15 protein-coding genes are annotated in these 15,082 nt (G+C 68.0%); 14 read left to right on the top strand and 1 reads right to left on the bottom strand.

Annotation, left to right across the window (positions count from 1 at the left end; all coding sequences use genetic code 11):
- Nucleotides 1–42 precede the first annotated feature (42 nt).
- Nucleotides 43–1,191 carry an acyl-CoA dehydrogenase family protein gene (locus AC07NX_RS15640; protein WP_494643019.1) on the top strand — a complete coding sequence of 383 codons (1,149 nt, stop codon included), beginning with the start codon at nt 43–45 and terminating at the stop codon, nt 1,189–1,191.
- Between the two features lie 113 nt (nt 1,192–1,304).
- Here the strand turns inward: AC07NX_RS15640 and AC07NX_RS15635 are convergent, their stop codons facing one another.
- Nucleotides 1,305–1,616, bottom strand: a complete 312-nt coding sequence (locus tag AC07NX_RS15635) for a hypothetical protein (protein WP_494643018.1) — start codon at nt 1,614–1,616, stop codon at nt 1,305–1,307.
- Between the two features lie 405 nt (nt 1,617–2,021).
- On the opposite strand from AC07NX_RS15635, the gene AC07NX_RS15630 reads away from it, so the two are divergent.
- The 13 genes from AC07NX_RS15630 to AC07NX_RS15570 all read left to right on the top strand — a co-directional run bounded on the left by AC07NX_RS15630 (nt 2,022) and on the right by AC07NX_RS15570 (nt 15,078).
- Nucleotides 2,022–3,998 carry a methyl-accepting chemotaxis protein gene (locus tag AC07NX_RS15630; RefSeq protein ID WP_494643017.1) on the top strand — a complete coding sequence of 659 codons (1,977 nt, stop codon included), beginning with the start codon at nt 2,022–2,024 and terminating at the stop codon, nt 3,996–3,998.
- Nucleotides 3,998–4,285, top strand: a complete 288-nt coding sequence (locus tag AC07NX_RS15625; protein WP_310083789.1) for an STAS domain-containing protein — start codon at nt 3,998–4,000, stop codon at nt 4,283–4,285. The genes AC07NX_RS15630 and AC07NX_RS15625 overlap by 1 nt, the downstream gene beginning before the upstream one ends.
- The gene (locus AC07NX_RS15620) at nt 4,282–4,647 is read left to right on the top strand and encodes a response regulator (RefSeq protein WP_028038734.1); all 366 of its coding nucleotides are present in this window, start codon (nt 4,282–4,284) and stop codon (nt 4,645–4,647) included. Before AC07NX_RS15625 ends, AC07NX_RS15620 begins: the two co-directional genes overlap by 4 nt.
- A 48-nt stretch (nt 4,648–4,695) precedes the next feature.
- A complete protein-coding gene (locus AC07NX_RS15615; protein ID WP_494643015.1) occupies nt 4,696–6,969 on the top strand; it encodes a chemotaxis protein CheA in 2,274 nt (757 codons plus the stop codon).
- A 4-nt stretch (nt 6,970–6,973) separates the two neighbouring features.
- Nucleotides 6,974–7,441 (top strand): chemotaxis protein CheW, encoded by a 468-nt coding sequence (locus AC07NX_RS15610; protein ID WP_494643014.1) that lies wholly within the window; start codon nt 6,974–6,976, stop codon nt 7,439–7,441.
- Nucleotide 7,442: 1 nt separating this feature from the next.
- Nucleotides 7,443–8,327 carry a CheR family methyltransferase gene (locus tag AC07NX_RS15605; RefSeq protein WP_494643013.1) on the top strand — a complete coding sequence of 295 codons (885 nt, stop codon included), beginning with the start codon at nt 7,443–7,445 and terminating at the stop codon, nt 8,325–8,327.
- Nucleotides 8,327–9,355 carry a protein-glutamate methylesterase/protein-glutamine glutaminase gene (locus AC07NX_RS15600; RefSeq protein WP_494643012.1) on the top strand — a complete coding sequence of 343 codons (1,029 nt, stop codon included), beginning with the start codon at nt 8,327–8,329 and terminating at the stop codon, nt 9,353–9,355. Before AC07NX_RS15605 ends, AC07NX_RS15600 begins: the two co-directional genes overlap by 1 nt.
- A gap of 4 nt (nt 9,356–9,359) precedes the next feature.
- Nucleotides 9,360–9,749 (top strand): response regulator, encoded by a 390-nt coding sequence (locus AC07NX_RS15595; protein ID WP_019847929.1) that lies wholly within the window; start codon nt 9,360–9,362, stop codon nt 9,747–9,749.
- Nucleotides 9,746–10,315 (top strand): chemotaxis protein CheD, encoded by a 570-nt coding sequence (locus tag AC07NX_RS15590; protein ID WP_035076165.1) that lies wholly within the window; start codon nt 9,746–9,748, stop codon nt 10,313–10,315. Before AC07NX_RS15595 ends, AC07NX_RS15590 begins: the two co-directional genes overlap by 4 nt.
- A 5-nt stretch (nt 10,316–10,320) precedes the next feature.
- Nucleotides 10,321–10,710, top strand: a complete 390-nt coding sequence (locus AC07NX_RS15585) for a DUF8776 family protein (RefSeq protein WP_494643009.1) — start codon at nt 10,321–10,323, stop codon at nt 10,708–10,710.
- A 3-nt stretch (nt 10,711–10,713) separates the two neighbouring features.
- Nucleotides 10,714–11,301 (top strand): response regulator, encoded by a 588-nt coding sequence (locus AC07NX_RS15580; protein ID WP_494643007.1) that lies wholly within the window; start codon nt 10,714–10,716, stop codon nt 11,299–11,301.
- The gene (locus AC07NX_RS15575) at nt 11,298–11,768 is read left to right on the top strand and encodes a chemotaxis protein CheE (protein WP_494643005.1); all 471 of its coding nucleotides are present in this window, start codon (nt 11,298–11,300) and stop codon (nt 11,766–11,768) included. Before AC07NX_RS15580 ends, AC07NX_RS15575 begins: the two co-directional genes overlap by 4 nt.
- 355 nt (nt 11,769–12,123) lie before the next feature.
- Nucleotides 12,124–15,078, top strand: coding sequence for a TonB-dependent receptor (locus tag AC07NX_RS15570; protein WP_494643081.1), 2,955 nt, complete (start codon nt 12,124–12,126; stop codon nt 15,076–15,078).
- Nucleotides 15,079–15,082: the final 4 nt, after the last annotated feature.

The raw sequence follows: 15,082 nt of genomic DNA, 5'->3' as shown, positions 1-15,082 counted from the left end.
TACAGTCTGCTCAAAACAGATGTTTGAAGCGGAGGGAACGCCATGGCCCTGGACCTCGAGACCCGCGACCAGCTGATCGACACGGTGCGGCGTTTCGTCGCTGAACGGCTGCGTCCGATCGAGGCCAAGGTCGCCGAGGACGACGCCGTGCCGGCCGAGATCGTCGAGGCGATGAAGGGCCTGGGCCTCTTCGGCCTGTCGATCCCGGAGGACTTCGGCGGCCTGGGCCTGAACATGGAGGAGGAGTGCCTGGTCGGGATCGAGCTGGGCCGCGCCTCGCCGGCCTTCCGCTCGGTGTTCGGCACCAATGTCGGCATCGGCAGCCAGGGACTGGTGATGTTCGGAACCGACGACCAGAAGGCCCGGTGGCTGCCGGGCATAGCGTCGGGCGAGATCGTCACCTCGTTCGCCCTGACCGAGGCCGAGGCCGGGTCCGACAGCGCCGCGGTCCAGACCCGGGCCGTGCTGGACGGCGACGCCTATGTGCTGAACGGGTCCAAGCGCTACATCACCAACGCCGGCAAGGCCTCGCTGTTCACGGTGATGGCCCGCACGAACCCCGACGCCAAGGGCGCTTCGGGCGTCTCGGCCTTCCTGGTCCCGCGCGACCTGCCGGGGCTCTCGGTCAGCAAGCCCGAGAAGAAGATGGGCCAGCAGGGCGCCCACATCCACGACGTGACCTTCGACAATGTCCGCGTGCCGGCCTGGAACCGGCTGGGCGGGGAGGGCGAGGGCTTCAAGGTGGCCATGCAGGTGCTGGACCGCGGCCGGCTGCACATCGCCGGGGTCTGCGTGGGCGTGGCCGAGCGGCTGCTGGCCGACTGCGTGGCCTATGCTTCGGAACGCAAGCAGTTCGGCCAGCCGATCGCCAGCTTCCAGCTGATCCAGGCGATGATCGCCGACAGCAAGACCGAGGCCCTGGCGGCCCGGGCTCTTGTCCTGGAGACCGCCCGAAAGCGCGACGCCGGCCAGGGCGTCACCCTGGAGGCGGCGGCCGCCAAGCTGTTCGCCTCGGAAATGGTCGGCCGGGTCGCCGACCGGGCGGTGCAGATCTTCGGCGGGGCGGGCTATGTCGCCGACTACGGCATCGAGCGCCTGTACCGCGACGTGCGGATCTTCCGGATCTACGAGGGCACCAGCCAGATCCAGCAGCTGGTCATCGCCCGCGAGACGCTGAAGCGGGGCGGGTAGGGGTCCAAACGCAAAACGCCCCCGCCGGCCCCGGGCCGGAACGTCCCCTGTAAGGACGCTCCGGCGGAGCCAGCGGAGGCGTATTAAGATCCCCGGAAGGGGAGCTTTTAGTCTTACGCGCCGCCCGGGAAGCGGAACGGAACCTTCACGGTGCCGGTCTTGGCGCCCATGGGCAGCTTTTCAGCGATGCACATGGCGGCCTTGTCGAAGCCCTTGCCCGCGGCGCTGTTGTCCACGACCTTGCAGGCCGAGAGCTTGCCGGCGTCGGCGGTGCATTCCAGCATCACCTGGGCGGCGTCGCGGGTGTTGGCGAATTGTTGCAGGCAACGGCCCATTTGGTCTTCGAAGCCGCCAGCCGCCGAGGCGGCTTGAGCGACGAAAAAGCTGCCAGCGATTCCCGCGGCAATAGCGATCGGATATTTCATCCCGCTGCTCCTAGTAGTGTGTCTCGCCCCTTGGACGTCGCGTCGTCCGGACGCCTGAGCTTTTTCGCAGAACCGAGTTAAAATATTCTGAGTCACCGGAAGATAGTTTTCTTCATTTATTGGTAACCACGCTTACTTGGCGAATACGCAAGTTTCACTTGAAACTACACTCAGATTGCACGGTCGACGACTCGCCCCTTGCACGAGCGTGACTCACGCGCGCGCCCGGTCCTTACTCCAGGCCTGGGGCTGGAGGTCCTTGCGGGATGGGAAATTCGAGGGTGCGACACGCCCTGCGGCAAACGCCCTTAACCAAAGTCAGGAACTATTAGGAATATGCCGTGATGATCGCCCTCGACGTTGGTGATCCGTGCGCACGGAACACCGCTAGAGGGGACCAATCCGATGAAGCGCTTTCGGCTCGTCGATCTTCCGTTGATCATCAAAATCGGCTTCGCGCCGGCGTTCGCTCTTCTCATGCTGGCCCTGATGGCCGGCGGGGCGGTCGTCGTGCAGAAGAGCCAGTCCGCCGCGCTCAAGCAGGTCGTCGAGAACGACATGCGCGAGAACATGGAGATCCAGGCGATCTCCAAGCGGATCTCCAACATCAACGGCGAACTGTTCACCGTGATGACCCACAAGGCCGGGAATATCGAGGTCGACAAGAACGACGCCCGCATGGCGGCGATCCTGACCGAGACGGACGCCATCAAGAAGGACCTCACCGCCCTGAAGGCCAAGCTGCCCAAGGAAGAGCAGAGCAAGATCGCCGAGCTGGTCAAGTCGCTCGACGAATGCCGCAGCGCCATCGACACGGTCAGCGGCATGATCGGCGTCGACTTCAACATGGCCGCCGGCTTCATCGCCCCGTTCGAAGAGCAGTACGCGAAGATGACCGCCCAGCTGGACGAGGTCGTCGCCGCCGCCAACACCCGCATCGCCACCGAAAGCGCCAAGAAGCAGGCCGAGGCCAATGCGGCGATGAGCGGCACGATCGTCCTGTCGCTGATCACGCTCTGCGCGGTCGCCGGCCTGGCCTTCATGACCGTCATGACCACCCGCAAGTCGATCGGCGACATCGCCGGCGCCACCGAGAAGCTGTCGAAGGGCGACAACACGATCGACCTGGAGAAGATGACCCGCGGCGACGAGCTGGGCGCCATCGTCCGCTCGCTGAAGGTCTTCCGCGACAACCAGCTGCACCTGGAGCAGATGCGCGCCGAGCAGGAGCGGTCGGCCGCCCTGACCGCCGACGAGCGCCGAGCCAAGGAAGAGACCGCCGCCGCCGCCGCCCGCGAGAACGCCCTGGTGGTGTCGTCGCTGGCCGACGCGCTGGAGCACCTGGCCAAGGGCGACCTGACCTACCGCGTCCAGGCCGACTTCCCGGGCGACTACCGCAAGCTGAAGGACGACTTCAACGCGGCCATCACCCAGCTGCAGGAAACCATCAAGGTCATCGCGGCCTCGACGGACGGCCTGCGCACCGGCGCCGACGAGATCGCCCACGCCTCGGACGACCTGTCGCGCCGCACCGAGCAGCAGGCCGCTTCGCTGGAAGAGACCGCCGCCGCCCTGGACGAGCTGACCGCCACGGTGCGCCGCACCGCCAGCGGCGCCAAGCAGGCCTCGGAAGTGGTCTCCAGCACCCGCGGCGAAGCCACCCATTCGGGCCAGGTCGTGCACGAGGCCGTCTCGGCCATGGGCGCCATCGAGGACTCGTCCAAGCAGATCAACCAGATCATCGGCGTCATCGACGAGATCGCCTTCCAGACCAACCTGCTGGCCCTGAACGCCGGCGTGGAAGCGGCCCGGGCCGGTGACGCGGGCCGAGGCTTCGCGGTCGTGGCCCAGGAAGTCCGGGCCCTGGCCCAGCGCTCGGCCGAAGCCGCCAAGGAGATCAAGACCCTGATCTCGTCCTCGACCCAGCAGGTCAGCCAGGGCGTCAGCCTGGTCGGCCAGACCGGCGAGGCCTTGCAGCGGATCGTCACCAAGGTCGGCGAGATCGACGCCCTGGTCACCGAGATCGCCGCCTCGGCCGCCGAGCAGGCCACTGGCCTGAACGAGGTCAACACCGCCGTCAACCAGATGGACCAGGTGACCCAGCAGAACGCCGCCATGGTCGAGCAGTCGACCGCCGCCACCCACTCGCTGAAGGGCGAGACCGGCGAGCTGGTGCGCCTGATCGGCCGCTTCCGGGTCGGCGACGGCCGTCCGCAGACGACCGCCTACGAGCGTCCGCAGATGGCCGATCCCGCCCACCACGCCCCCGCCGCCAATCCGGTGGCTGAACAGCGCGCCCGCCTCAACGCCTTCGCCCGTCCTGGACGCGGCGGGACGGCGACCGCGGCCGCCCCGGCCAGCGACGGCTGGGAGGAGTTCTGATGTCGACAGCGATCGCCCTGCCCGAAACCCTTGACCTGAAGGCTTCGGGGCCGCTCAAGCAGGCGTTCGTCGAACGCCGCGGCCAGGACATCGAGGTCCATGCCGACCAGGTGCGCCGCCTCGGCGGGCTGTGCCTGCAGGTCCTGCTGGCCGCCCGCAAGGCCTGGGCCGAGGACGGCAAGCCTTTTTCGATCACCGCGCCTTCCGAGGCGTTCGTGGAAACCATCCGTCTTTTCGGGGCCGAAGGGGTCCTGCTTCAGGCCGAAATCCAAGGAGCTGCATCGTGACGCGTACTGTCCTCACGGTCGATGACTCGCGTACGATGCGGGACATGCTGCGCATGGCCCTCGCCGGCGCCGGGTTCAACGTCGTCGAAGCCGTCGACGGCGAACACGGGCTGGAAGTGCTGTCCGCCCATCGCCCCGACGTGATCATCACCGACATCAACATGCCCAAGCTGGACGGCTTCGGCTTCATCGAGGCGGTGCGGGTCGACGACGACTATCGCGCCATCCCGATCCTGGTGCTGACCACGGAAAGCGACCCCAGCAAGAAGCAGCGGGCCCGCGAGGCCGGCGCGACGGGCTGGATCGTCAAGCCGTTCAATCCCGAGAAGCTCGTTGAGGCGATCCGCCGCGTCGCGGCCTGATCGTCCAAGTGCTCTAGGTACTGAAATACCTTTGTAGGAAGTCGGGGAATGGACGAGCTAGAGGCCATCAAGGTCACCTTCTTTCAGGAATGCGAGGAACTGCTCGCGGATCTTGAAGGCGGGCTCTTGGCCATGCAGGACGGCAACGACGATGGCGACACCGTCAACGCCGTCTTCCGGGCCGTGCACTCGATCAAGGGCGGAGCCGGCGCCTTCGGCCTCGAACCGCTGGTGCGCTTCGCCCACGTGTTCGAGACCCTGCTGGACGCCCTGAGGTCGAACGAGATCCCGGGCACGCCGGACCTGACGGCCCTGCTGCTGCGCGCCTCCGACGTGCTGGCCGACCACGTCAGCGCCGCCCGCGGCCTGGGCGTCGTCGACATGGACGCCTCGGCCGCCATGGCCGCCGAGCTGAAGGCGGTCACCGATCCCAGCGCCGCGCCGGCCCCGGTCGCCGCCGCGCCGGTGGAAGCGCCGCCCCAGTATGTCGACGCCGCGCCGATCGTCATCGGGGCTGACGAAGGCCTGGACGACGACGACCTGGGCTTCGACTTCCAGCCGATGACCATCACCCTCGACGCCCAGGCCGCCGACGCGGCCGTGCTCGACGGTAATGTCTGGACGGTGTCGATCCGTCCGAAGTCGGACCTGTACCGCAAGGCCAACGAAACGGCCCTGCTACTGCGCGAGCTGAGCCGCCTGGGCCCGATCCAGGCGACCCTGGACGACAGCGCCCTGCCGGCCCTCGAATTCATCGATCCCGAAGCCGCCTACGTCACCTGGAGCGTCCGGGTCGAGACCGAGCAGGGCGAGGAGGCGATCCGCGAAGTCTTCGAGTTCGTCGACGGCGACTGCGATCTGGAGATCACCCGCGGCGAGGCCCCCGTGGCCGAGGTGCTGGCCAGCCTGCTCGACGTCGCCGCTCCGGCGCCCGAACCCGCGCCCGCCGCGATCGAAACCCCTGTCGAAGCGCCGGTCCTCGCCGCTCCGGTGGTCGAGATCGCCGCGCCGGCGCCCGTTGCAGCTCCGGCCCCCGCCCCGGTCGCCGCCAACGCGCCGGCCGCGCCCGCCTCGGCCGCCAAGCCGGCCCAGATCGACGTCCCGGGACCGGGCCAGTCGGTGATCCGCGTCGATCCCGAGCGTATCGACCACCTGATCGACCTGGTCGGCGAACTGGTCATCAACCAGGCCATGCTGGCGCAGCGCGTCGGCGAATACGGCATCGCCCCGTCCTCGAACCTGGCCATGGGCCTGGATGAGCTGGAACAGCTCACCCGCCAGATCCAGGACAGCGTCATGGCCATCCGCGCCCAGCCGGTGAAGTCGGTGTTCCAGCGCATGCCGCGCCTGGTCCGCGAAGTCGCCAACATGACGGGCAAGCAGGCCCGCCTGGTGATGGACGGCGAGAACACCGAGGTCGACAAGACGGTCATCGAGCGTCTGGCCGATCCGATCACCCACATGCTGCGCAACGCCATCGACCACGGGCTGGAAAGCCCCGAGGAGCGCAGGGCGGCCGGCAAGAATCCCGAGGGCGTCGTGCGCCTGGCCGCCCTGCACCGCAGCGGCCGGATCGTCATCGAGGTCCAGGACGACGGCAAGGGCATCAACCGCGAGCGGGTGTTGTCGATCGCCGTCAACAAGGGCCTGATCTCGCCGGACCTGACCCTGACCGACGAAGAGATCGACAACCTGATCTTCCTCCCGGGCTTCTCGACCGCCGACAAGATCTCGGACGTCTCGGGCCGCGGCGTCGGCATGGACGTGGTCAAGCGTTCGGTGCAGGCCCTGGGCGGCCGCATCTCGATCTCCTCGCGCCCGGGCCTGGGCTCGACCTTCACCCTCAGCCTGCCGCTGACCCTGGCCGTCCTGGACGGCATGGTGGTCGACGTGGCCGGCGAGACCCTGGTCATCCCGCTGGCCTGCATCGTCGAGAGCCTGCGCCCGAAGGCCGAGGAAATCCGGCCCCTGGGTCCGACCGGTTCGGTCCTGGCCGTGCGCGACAGCTTCGTGCCGCTGATCGACGTGGGCCTGACCCTGAACTATCGCAGCAAGTCGCCGTCGGCGACCGAGGGCGTGGTTCTGCTGGTCGAGGGCGAGGACGGCTCGCGCGCCGCCCTGGTGGCCGACGCCATCCACGGCCAGCGCCAGGTGGTCATCAAGTCGCTGGAGCAGAACTACCAGCAGGTCGAGGGCGTCGCCGCCGCGACGATCCTGGGCGACGGCCGGGTGGCCCTGATCCTCGACGTGGACGCGGTGATCAACCTGCGTCGCCGCAGCCCGCCGCCCGCCGTCGATCCCACCCTCATCGCCGCGGAATAGCTCGATGACCGAACCCAACGCCATCCATAGCAACGAAACCCGCGAACTGATCTCGTTCCGCGTGGGCGAGCAGGAATACTGCGTGGACATCATGGCCGTCCGCGAGATCCGCGGCTGGAGTCCGGCCACCACCCTGCCGCAGTCGCCCGCCTACATGCGCGGCGTGATCAACCTGCGCGGCGCGGTCCTGCCGATCATGGACCTGGCCGCCCGCATCGGCATGCCGACCACCGAGCCGAACGTGCGCAGCGTGTTCATCGTGGTCCAGGCCGGCGACCGCACGGTCGGCCTGCTGGTCGACGCGGTGTCCGACATCCTGTCGATCACCGACGACATGTGCCAGCCGACCCCGGACATCGCCTGCGAGAACGTCCGCCACTTCGTGCGCGGGATCATTTCCATCGAAGGGCGGATGATCAGCGAGATCTCGCTGGACCGCCTGCTCCCCGAGCGCGAGGCCCTGGCCGCCTGATATGACCACCCCCTCGACCTCCTTCTCCGATCGCCGCGAGGCCCTCGTCGATGGCGAGTTCGCCTTCACGAGCGCCGACTTCAAGCGGATCGCGGCCCTGCTGTACGACCAGGCCGGCATCAGCCTGCCCGACAGCAAGGCGACGCTGGTCTATTCGCGCCTGGCCAAGCGCCTGCGCACCCTGGGCCTGAAGTCGTTCGCCGAGTACTGCGCGTTCGTCGCCCAGGCCGGCAATGTCGACGAACAGCAGCACATGCTCCGGGCCCTGACGACCAACGTCACCCGGTTCTTCCGCGAGCCGCACCACTTCGACGACCTGCGCGCCAACATCCTGGAGCCCATGGCCGACAAGGTCCGGGCCGGCGGGCGCCTGCGCCTGTGGTCGGCGGCCTGCTCGTCGGGCCAGGAACCCTACTCGATGGCCTTCACCGTGCTGTCGGTGTGGCCGAACGCCGCCGAGCTGGACATCCGGATCCTGGGCACCGACATCGACACCAACGTGCTGGCCACCGGCCGGGCGGCCGTCTACGAGGAACAGCTCCTCGAGGGCATCCCCGCCAACATGCGCGGCCAGTATTTCGAACGCGACGCCAACGACCGCCGCAGCTTCCGGGTCTGCGAGGCCGCCCGCCAGCTGGTGGCGTTCCGCGAGCTGAACCTGAACGGCCCCAGCTGGCCGATGAAGGGCCCGTTCGACGCCATCTTCTGCCGCAACGTGGTGATCTATTTCGACGAGCCCACCCAGGAGCGGGTCTGGCAGCGCTTCGCGCCGCTGGTGTCGCCGGGCGGCAAGCTCTATGTCGGCCACTCCGAGCGCGTGGGCGCGTCGGTCACGGCCTTTGAAAGCGCCGGCCTGACCGCCTATCGCAAGGTGGGAGGTCGCTGATGGCCCGGATTCGCGTTCTCGTCGTCGACGACTCCGCCACCATGCGCGGCCTGATCACGGCCGCCCTGACCCGCGACCCCGAGATCGAGGTGGTCGGCGCCGCCGGCGACCCGTTCGAGGCCCGGGGCATGATCAAGGCCCTGAACCCGGACGTCGTCACCCTCGACATCGAGATGCCGAACATGAACGGCATCGAGTTCCTCGAGAAGATCATGCGCCTGCGGCCGATGCCGGTGGTCATGGTCTCCAGCCTGACCCAGGCCGGGGCCGAGATGACCCTGCGCGCCCTGGAGCTGGGCGCGGTCGACTGCGTGGGCAAGCCCACCAACGCGACCGGCACCGCCGAGGCCCTGGCCGAGGTGGCCGACAAGGTCAAGGCCGCAGCCCGCGCCTCGGTGCGGACCAAGGCTGACGCCGCCCCGGCCACCGCCCGCCGCCTGAACTACCTGCCCTCGGGCGACATCGTGGCGATCGGTTCCTCGACCGGCGGGGTGGAAGCCCTGCTGTCGATCCTCAGCCAGTTCCCCGAGACCGGCCCGCCGACGGTGATCACCCAGCACATGCCGGCCACCTTCACCGCCAGCTTCGCCGCCCGCCTCGACCGGGCCAGCGGCGCCAAGGTGCAGGAAGCCGTCGACGGCGCCCTGCTGGAGCCGGGCAAGGTCTATGTCGCGCCGGGCGGGGCCACCCACCTGGAGGTCGTCCGCTCGGCCGGGCTGCGCTGCCGCCTGGTGCAGGGCGACCCGGTCAGCGGCCACCGGCCGTCGGTCGACGTGCTGTTCAACTCGGTGGCCCAGGCCGTCGGCGACAAGGCGGTCGGCGCCATCCTCACCGGCATGGGCCGCGACGGCGCGCAGGGCCTGCTGGCCATGCGCAAGGCCGGGGCCCGGACGATCGGCCAGGACGAACAGAGCTGCGTCGTCTACGGCATGCCGCGCACGGCCTTTGAACTCGGCGCCGTGGAGAAGCAGGTCCCCCTGTCCTCCATGGGCCAAACCATCCTCGATCTGGCCTCCGCGAGGCGATGAACCCATGCCCCAAGCAAGCTCCATTTCCGTTCTCGTCGTCGATGACCAGCTGACCATGCGGGCGTTGATCCGCAACGCCTTGCAGCAGATCGGCTTCAAGGACATCCGCGAGGCCCCCGACGGCGAGGAGGCCCTCAAGAACCTCCTGGCCAAGCCGGCCAACCTGGTCATCTCGGACTTCAACATGCCGAAGATGGACGGGCTGGCCCTGCTGCGGGCCGTGCGCTCGCACCCGCCGATCCGCCAGACGGCCTTCGTCATGCTGACCGGCCGGGCCGACCGCGAGCTGGTCCAGCGCGCCGTGCAGTTCGGCGTCAACAACTACTGCGTCAAGCCGTTCACCGTCCAAGGCCTGAAGGAAAAGATCGAACAGGTCTTTGGCCAGCTGACATGATCGGCCGAGACCCCTATCCCGACGAAGCCGGTCCGGCGATCAAGGTCCACGTCACCCAGGGCGAGAGCCACGTGTCGGCCGACCCCAACGTGGTCATGACCACGGTGCTGGGCTCGTGCATCGCCGCGTGCCTGCGCGATCCGACGACCGGCATCGGCGGCATGAACCACTTCCTGCTGCCCGACGCGGGCGACCGCAAGGACGGCGGCGACGCGGTTCGCTACGGCGCCTACGCCATGGAGCTGCTGATCAACGGCCTCTTGAAGAAGGGCGCGCGCCGCGATCGCCTCGAGGCCAAGATCTTCGGCGGCGGCAAGCTGTTCGACGGCCTTTCGGACGTCGGCGCCAGCAACGCCGCCTTCGCCGAGCGCTTCCTGCGCGACGAGGGCATTCCGATCGTCTCGTCCAGCACCGGCGGCCTGTCGGCGCGTCGCGTCGAGTTCTGGCCGGCGTCCGGCCGGGTGCGCCAGCGCCTGGTCGCCGTCGACAACGCCCCGCAGGACGTCCGCCGTCCCGCGCCCGCCCCGATGCCCGCCGCGTCCAGCGGCGACGTGGACCTGTTCTGACGCCCATGACCGCCCAGCCGCTCGCCCTGACCGACGCCGACGAGACCTCCCCCGGGCAGCTGCCCGTGGGCGAGCTTTCGCGTCGGCTGGCGGCCGAGCTGATGGCCGCCGCCGCGATCTGCCGCGACTGCGAGCATATCGCCGGCGACCTGGCCAGTGGCGGCGCGGCCCTGGAGAACCTGTCGCGGCTGCAGGCCCTGGACGAGCTGAGCCAGCGCCTGCACGGCCTGTCCGACGTCCTGGCCCGCATCGGCCAGCACGCCTCGGGCGAGTGGAGCATGGCCGTCGAGCCGCTGCTCGAGGGCCTGGGCCTGGCCGACCTGGTGGTGCGTCTGCGCGACGCCGAGAACCACGAGGGCTGGAGCGCCGCGGCCGGCGAACTCGACTTCTTCTAGGCCATGCGCGAACCGCTCCAAGCCGCGACCCGGATCAATCTCGAAAAGGTCGACGTCCTGCTCGTCGACGACAGCCTGCCGTCGCTGAACCTGATGGCCCAGGTGCTGCTGGGGTTCGGCATCAAGAACCTGACCCGCGCCGAAAGCGCCAAGGCGGCCCAGGCGATGCTGCGCGAACGCACCTTCGACCTGGTGATCAGCGCCACCAACATGGCCGGGGTCGACGGCTACGAACTGGTCAAGTGGCAGCGCCGCGGCGCGCTTGAGGCCAACCGCTACCTGCCGGTGATCCTGGTCTCCGGCCACACCCCGCCCTCGCAGGTCTTCAAGGGCCGCGACGCGGGCGCCAACTTCACGATCGCCAAGCCGATCACGCCCAAGATCGTGCTGGAGCGGATCCTGTGGGCGGCCAAGGAAGATCGCCAGTTCATCGAGTGCGACAGCTATCTGGGTCCCGATCGCCGGTTCAAGAACGACGGGCCGCCGGCCGGCGTCAAGGGACGGCGCCGCGAGGACCCGCCCGAAGCGCTCCGCCCGCCGGGCGCGTCGGCCCCGGCCCCGGCCGACGACGACGAGAAAGTCAGATCATGAGCACCGTCCGCAAGTTCCGCGCGCCCAATCGCCTGTCGATGCTGGTGCGGGCCAATGGCGGCGTGACGGCCAAGGACGCCCTGGCGGCCGCCGACGCGGCGCTGGAGCCGCTGCGCGCCGAATCGCTGGCGGTGCTGGACGCCGCCCTGGCGGAGATCGAGGCGCGGTTCGGCCGGCCGGCGGCGGCGACCCGGGGCTCCGCCGCCTTCCAGGACCTCTACACCCTGGCCCTGCGCATCATCGACGTGTCGGGGTTCCTGCCGGGCTCGTGCGTCGACCAGGCGGCGGTCTCGTTCTGCGCCCTGGTCGACAATTGCGCCGAGGCCGGCGCCTGGCGCTGGGACGCCGTCGACGTGCACATCAACGCCCTGCGGCTGCTGCGCGCGACCGACCTGAGCCCGGACCAGCGACGCGCGGTGATCGACGGGCTCAACAAGGTCAGCCAGCGGCGGCTCGGCGACGCCTGAAGACGGCGCCCGGCGAAGAGGTCGGCGAAACAAGCTTGGCCTCAATGTGACCGAAACGACACGATTGCCGGGTCGCTACAATCCGCCATGCTTCAGCCATCTTGTGATCAGCCGTTTCATTTGATACCGCTTGCATTGCTACCGGTGTCAGGACAACGCCTCGCTCAGGTGTGACACCGGTGTCAGAATAGACGGCCCAAGAACGGCCGCGCGGGAAGGAAGCGCGTACGCACTCTTCGGCCGGGCGATGCGAAAGCATCGTTCAAAAGAAATGTGGTCACGGGAGGAGGATCCATTGTCTCAGGTCTCTAAGCAGCGCGTTCGCGCGCTGAAGCTCGGCGCGTCCAGCGGCGCCATGCTCATGGCGCTGGCGTTGGCCGGCGCCGCCGCCGCGCAGGAAACGCCGGCGCCCGCCGCCGACGACACCGCGGTCGAGGAAGTGGTCGTCACCGGCTTCCGCGCCAGCCTCGCCAACGCCCTGGACATCAAGCGTCGCGAAAACGACCTGGTCGACGTCATCAAGGCGCAGGACATCGCCGACTTCCCCGACCTGAACCTGGCCGAGTCGCTGCAGCGCGTGCCGGGCGTGTCGATCGACCGCGACGGCGGCGAGGGCCGCACGATCACCGTGCGCGGCCTGGGCCCCGACTTCACCGTGGTGCGCCTGAACGGCCTGGAAGCCCTGGCCACCACCGGCGGCAAGGACAGCTCGGGCGGCGCCAACCGCGGCCGCCAGTTCGACTTCTCGATCTTCGCCTCGGAACTGTTCAACAGCGTCACCGTGCGCAAGTCGACCTCGGCCATGAACGAGGAAGGCTCGCTGGGCGCGATCATCGACCTGCAGGCCTCCCGCCCGTTCGACTTCAGCGGCGCCGCCTTGAGCATGGGCGCCAAGATCGGCTGGAACGACCTGTCGCGGAAGAAGGACCCGCGCTTCACCTTCCTGGCCAGCAATCGCTGGGACACCGGCATCGGTGAAATCGGCGCGCTGCTCTCGGTGGCCTATGCCGAGCGCAAGACGCTGGAAGAGGGCTCCTCGACCGGCCGTTGGGAAAACCCCAGCGTGGCCTTCAACTCCTCGACCGCGTTCCCCTGCACGGGCGCGGCCTATAACCCGGTCAGCGGCCCGCCCCTGACCTGCGCCCAGATCGGCACCGTGGTGGGCGGCACCACGCCGACGACGACGGCCGCCGCCGGCACCGCCAACAACCTCTGGCACCCGCGCATTCCGCGCTACGGCCGCCTGCAATACGACCAGAAGCGCCTGGGCGTGACCGGTTCGCTGCAATGGCGCCCGACCGAGAACTCGACCCTGACCTTGGACGCCCTGCTGGCCAAGTTCACCAACAACCGCGACGAGACCTATCTGGAAGTCATCTCGTTCAGCCGCAGCGGCGCGGGCCTGCCGCAGACCGACGTGGTCAACTTCCAGGCCGACGACAAAGGCCACCTGATCAAGGGCACGTTCGACGACGTCGACGCCCGGGTCGAGTACCGCCACGACGACCTGAAGACCGAGTTCAACCAGTTCACCCTGACCTACGACACCAAGTTCGGCGAGGCTGGGCACCTGAACGTCGTCTATGGCCAGTCACGGTCGATCCAGGACAACCCGGTCCAGACCACGTTCTCGTTCGATCGCTACAACAGCGACAACTACAGCTACGACTATTCGCAGAACGACAAGCTGCCGAACTTCAACTACGGCTTCGACCCGACCAATCCGGCCAACTTCACCTACTCCGCCAGCAACGCCAACGGCGACGCGTCGCTGCTGCGCCTGCGGCCCAGCAAGGCGGTCAACACGTTCAAGACCTTCCGGGCCGACGTCGACTACGAGATCCTCGACGGCTTCAAGCTGCGCTATGGCGGCGACTACAAGGAATACGGCTTCTCCTCGTGGGAAAAGCGCCTGTTCTCGCGCAACCTGGCCGCCACCGGCACGACCTTCACGGCCGAAGCCGGCTTCCCGCTGCCGGCCGGCGTCACCGTCGCCGACGTCTCGCGCCTGATCACCGGCTTCGGCCGGGGCCTCGACCTGCCCTCCGGCGTGCCCACCTCGTGGATCGCGCCCGACCTGGACAAGCTGAAGAAGGCCATCGGCTACGACTGCAACTGCATCAACGCCAACGGCGACTTCCGCCTCAGCGTGCTCAACCAGCTGGGAGCCCTGCGCGCGATCACCGAGAAGGACACCGCCTTCTACATCCAGGGTGACTTCGACTACGACATCTTCAACATCCCGGTGCGCGGCAATCTCGGCGTCCGTTACGTGAAGACCGAGCAGGCGGCGACCGGCCACTACAACGCGGGCAACGTCGCCACGCCGGTGTCCACGCCGTTCGGCACGATTTCCGAGCAGGTGGCCACCGACGCCGTCCAAAGCGTCAGTCGCGAATACACCAACACCCTGCCGGCCCTGAACATCTCGGCCCAGCCGATGGAGAACTTCTTCATCCGCTTCGCCGCCGCCAAGGTGATGACGCGTCCGCAGCTGCAGAACCTGACGCCGGGCTTCACCGCCATGAGCCAGAGCAACCAGACCCTGACGCGCGGCAACCCGGATCTCGATCCGATGCTGGCCAATAACCTGGACCTCAGCTTCGAGTGGTATCCGGACAAGGAAACCCTGCTGTCGGCGGGCTTCTTCCAGAAGGACATCAAGTCCTACATCCAGCAAACGGCCGAGGTCATGAGCTGGTCCGAGACCGGGCTGCCCAACAACCTGCTGAGCAACGGCAACACCAGCGCCACGCCGTTCACGGTGACGACGAACATCAACAGTCCCGGCGGCAAGCTGAAGGGCTTTGAACTGAGCGCCCAGCGCCCGTTCACCTTCCTGCCGGCCCCGTTCGACAAGTTCGGCGCGATCGTCAACTACACCCACGTCAAGAGCGACATCGACTACATCATCAGGTCGCCGACCTTCGGCGGCACGCCCCGGGTCCAGACCGCTCCGGCGGTGCTAGTCACCCAGCCGCTGCTGAACCTGTCGCCCGACGCCTTCAACGCCACGCTCTACTACGAGAACGCCGGCTTCAAGGCGCGGATCTCGGGGTCTTATCGCGACCAGTACCTGATCCAGGTCGCCCCCTCGGCGACCAACAACAACGACGTGCGGATCAAGGAAAAGACCTTCAACCTCGACGGCCAGGTCAGCTACGAGTTCAACAAGTTCACGGTCACCTTCGAGGCGATCAACCTGACCGACCAGGAAGACAGCAAGGTCGACGACTCCACGCGCTTGAGCTCGGAAGAGTACGTCCACTACGGCCGTCAGTTCTATCTGGGCGTGCGGTACAAGTTCTAGATCG

The organism is Caulobacter sp. GW821-FHT09A05, from assembly GCF_059418465.1.
Note: the sequence above shows the minus strand (reverse complement) of the source record. Positions and strands in the feature narration are given on the sequence as shown.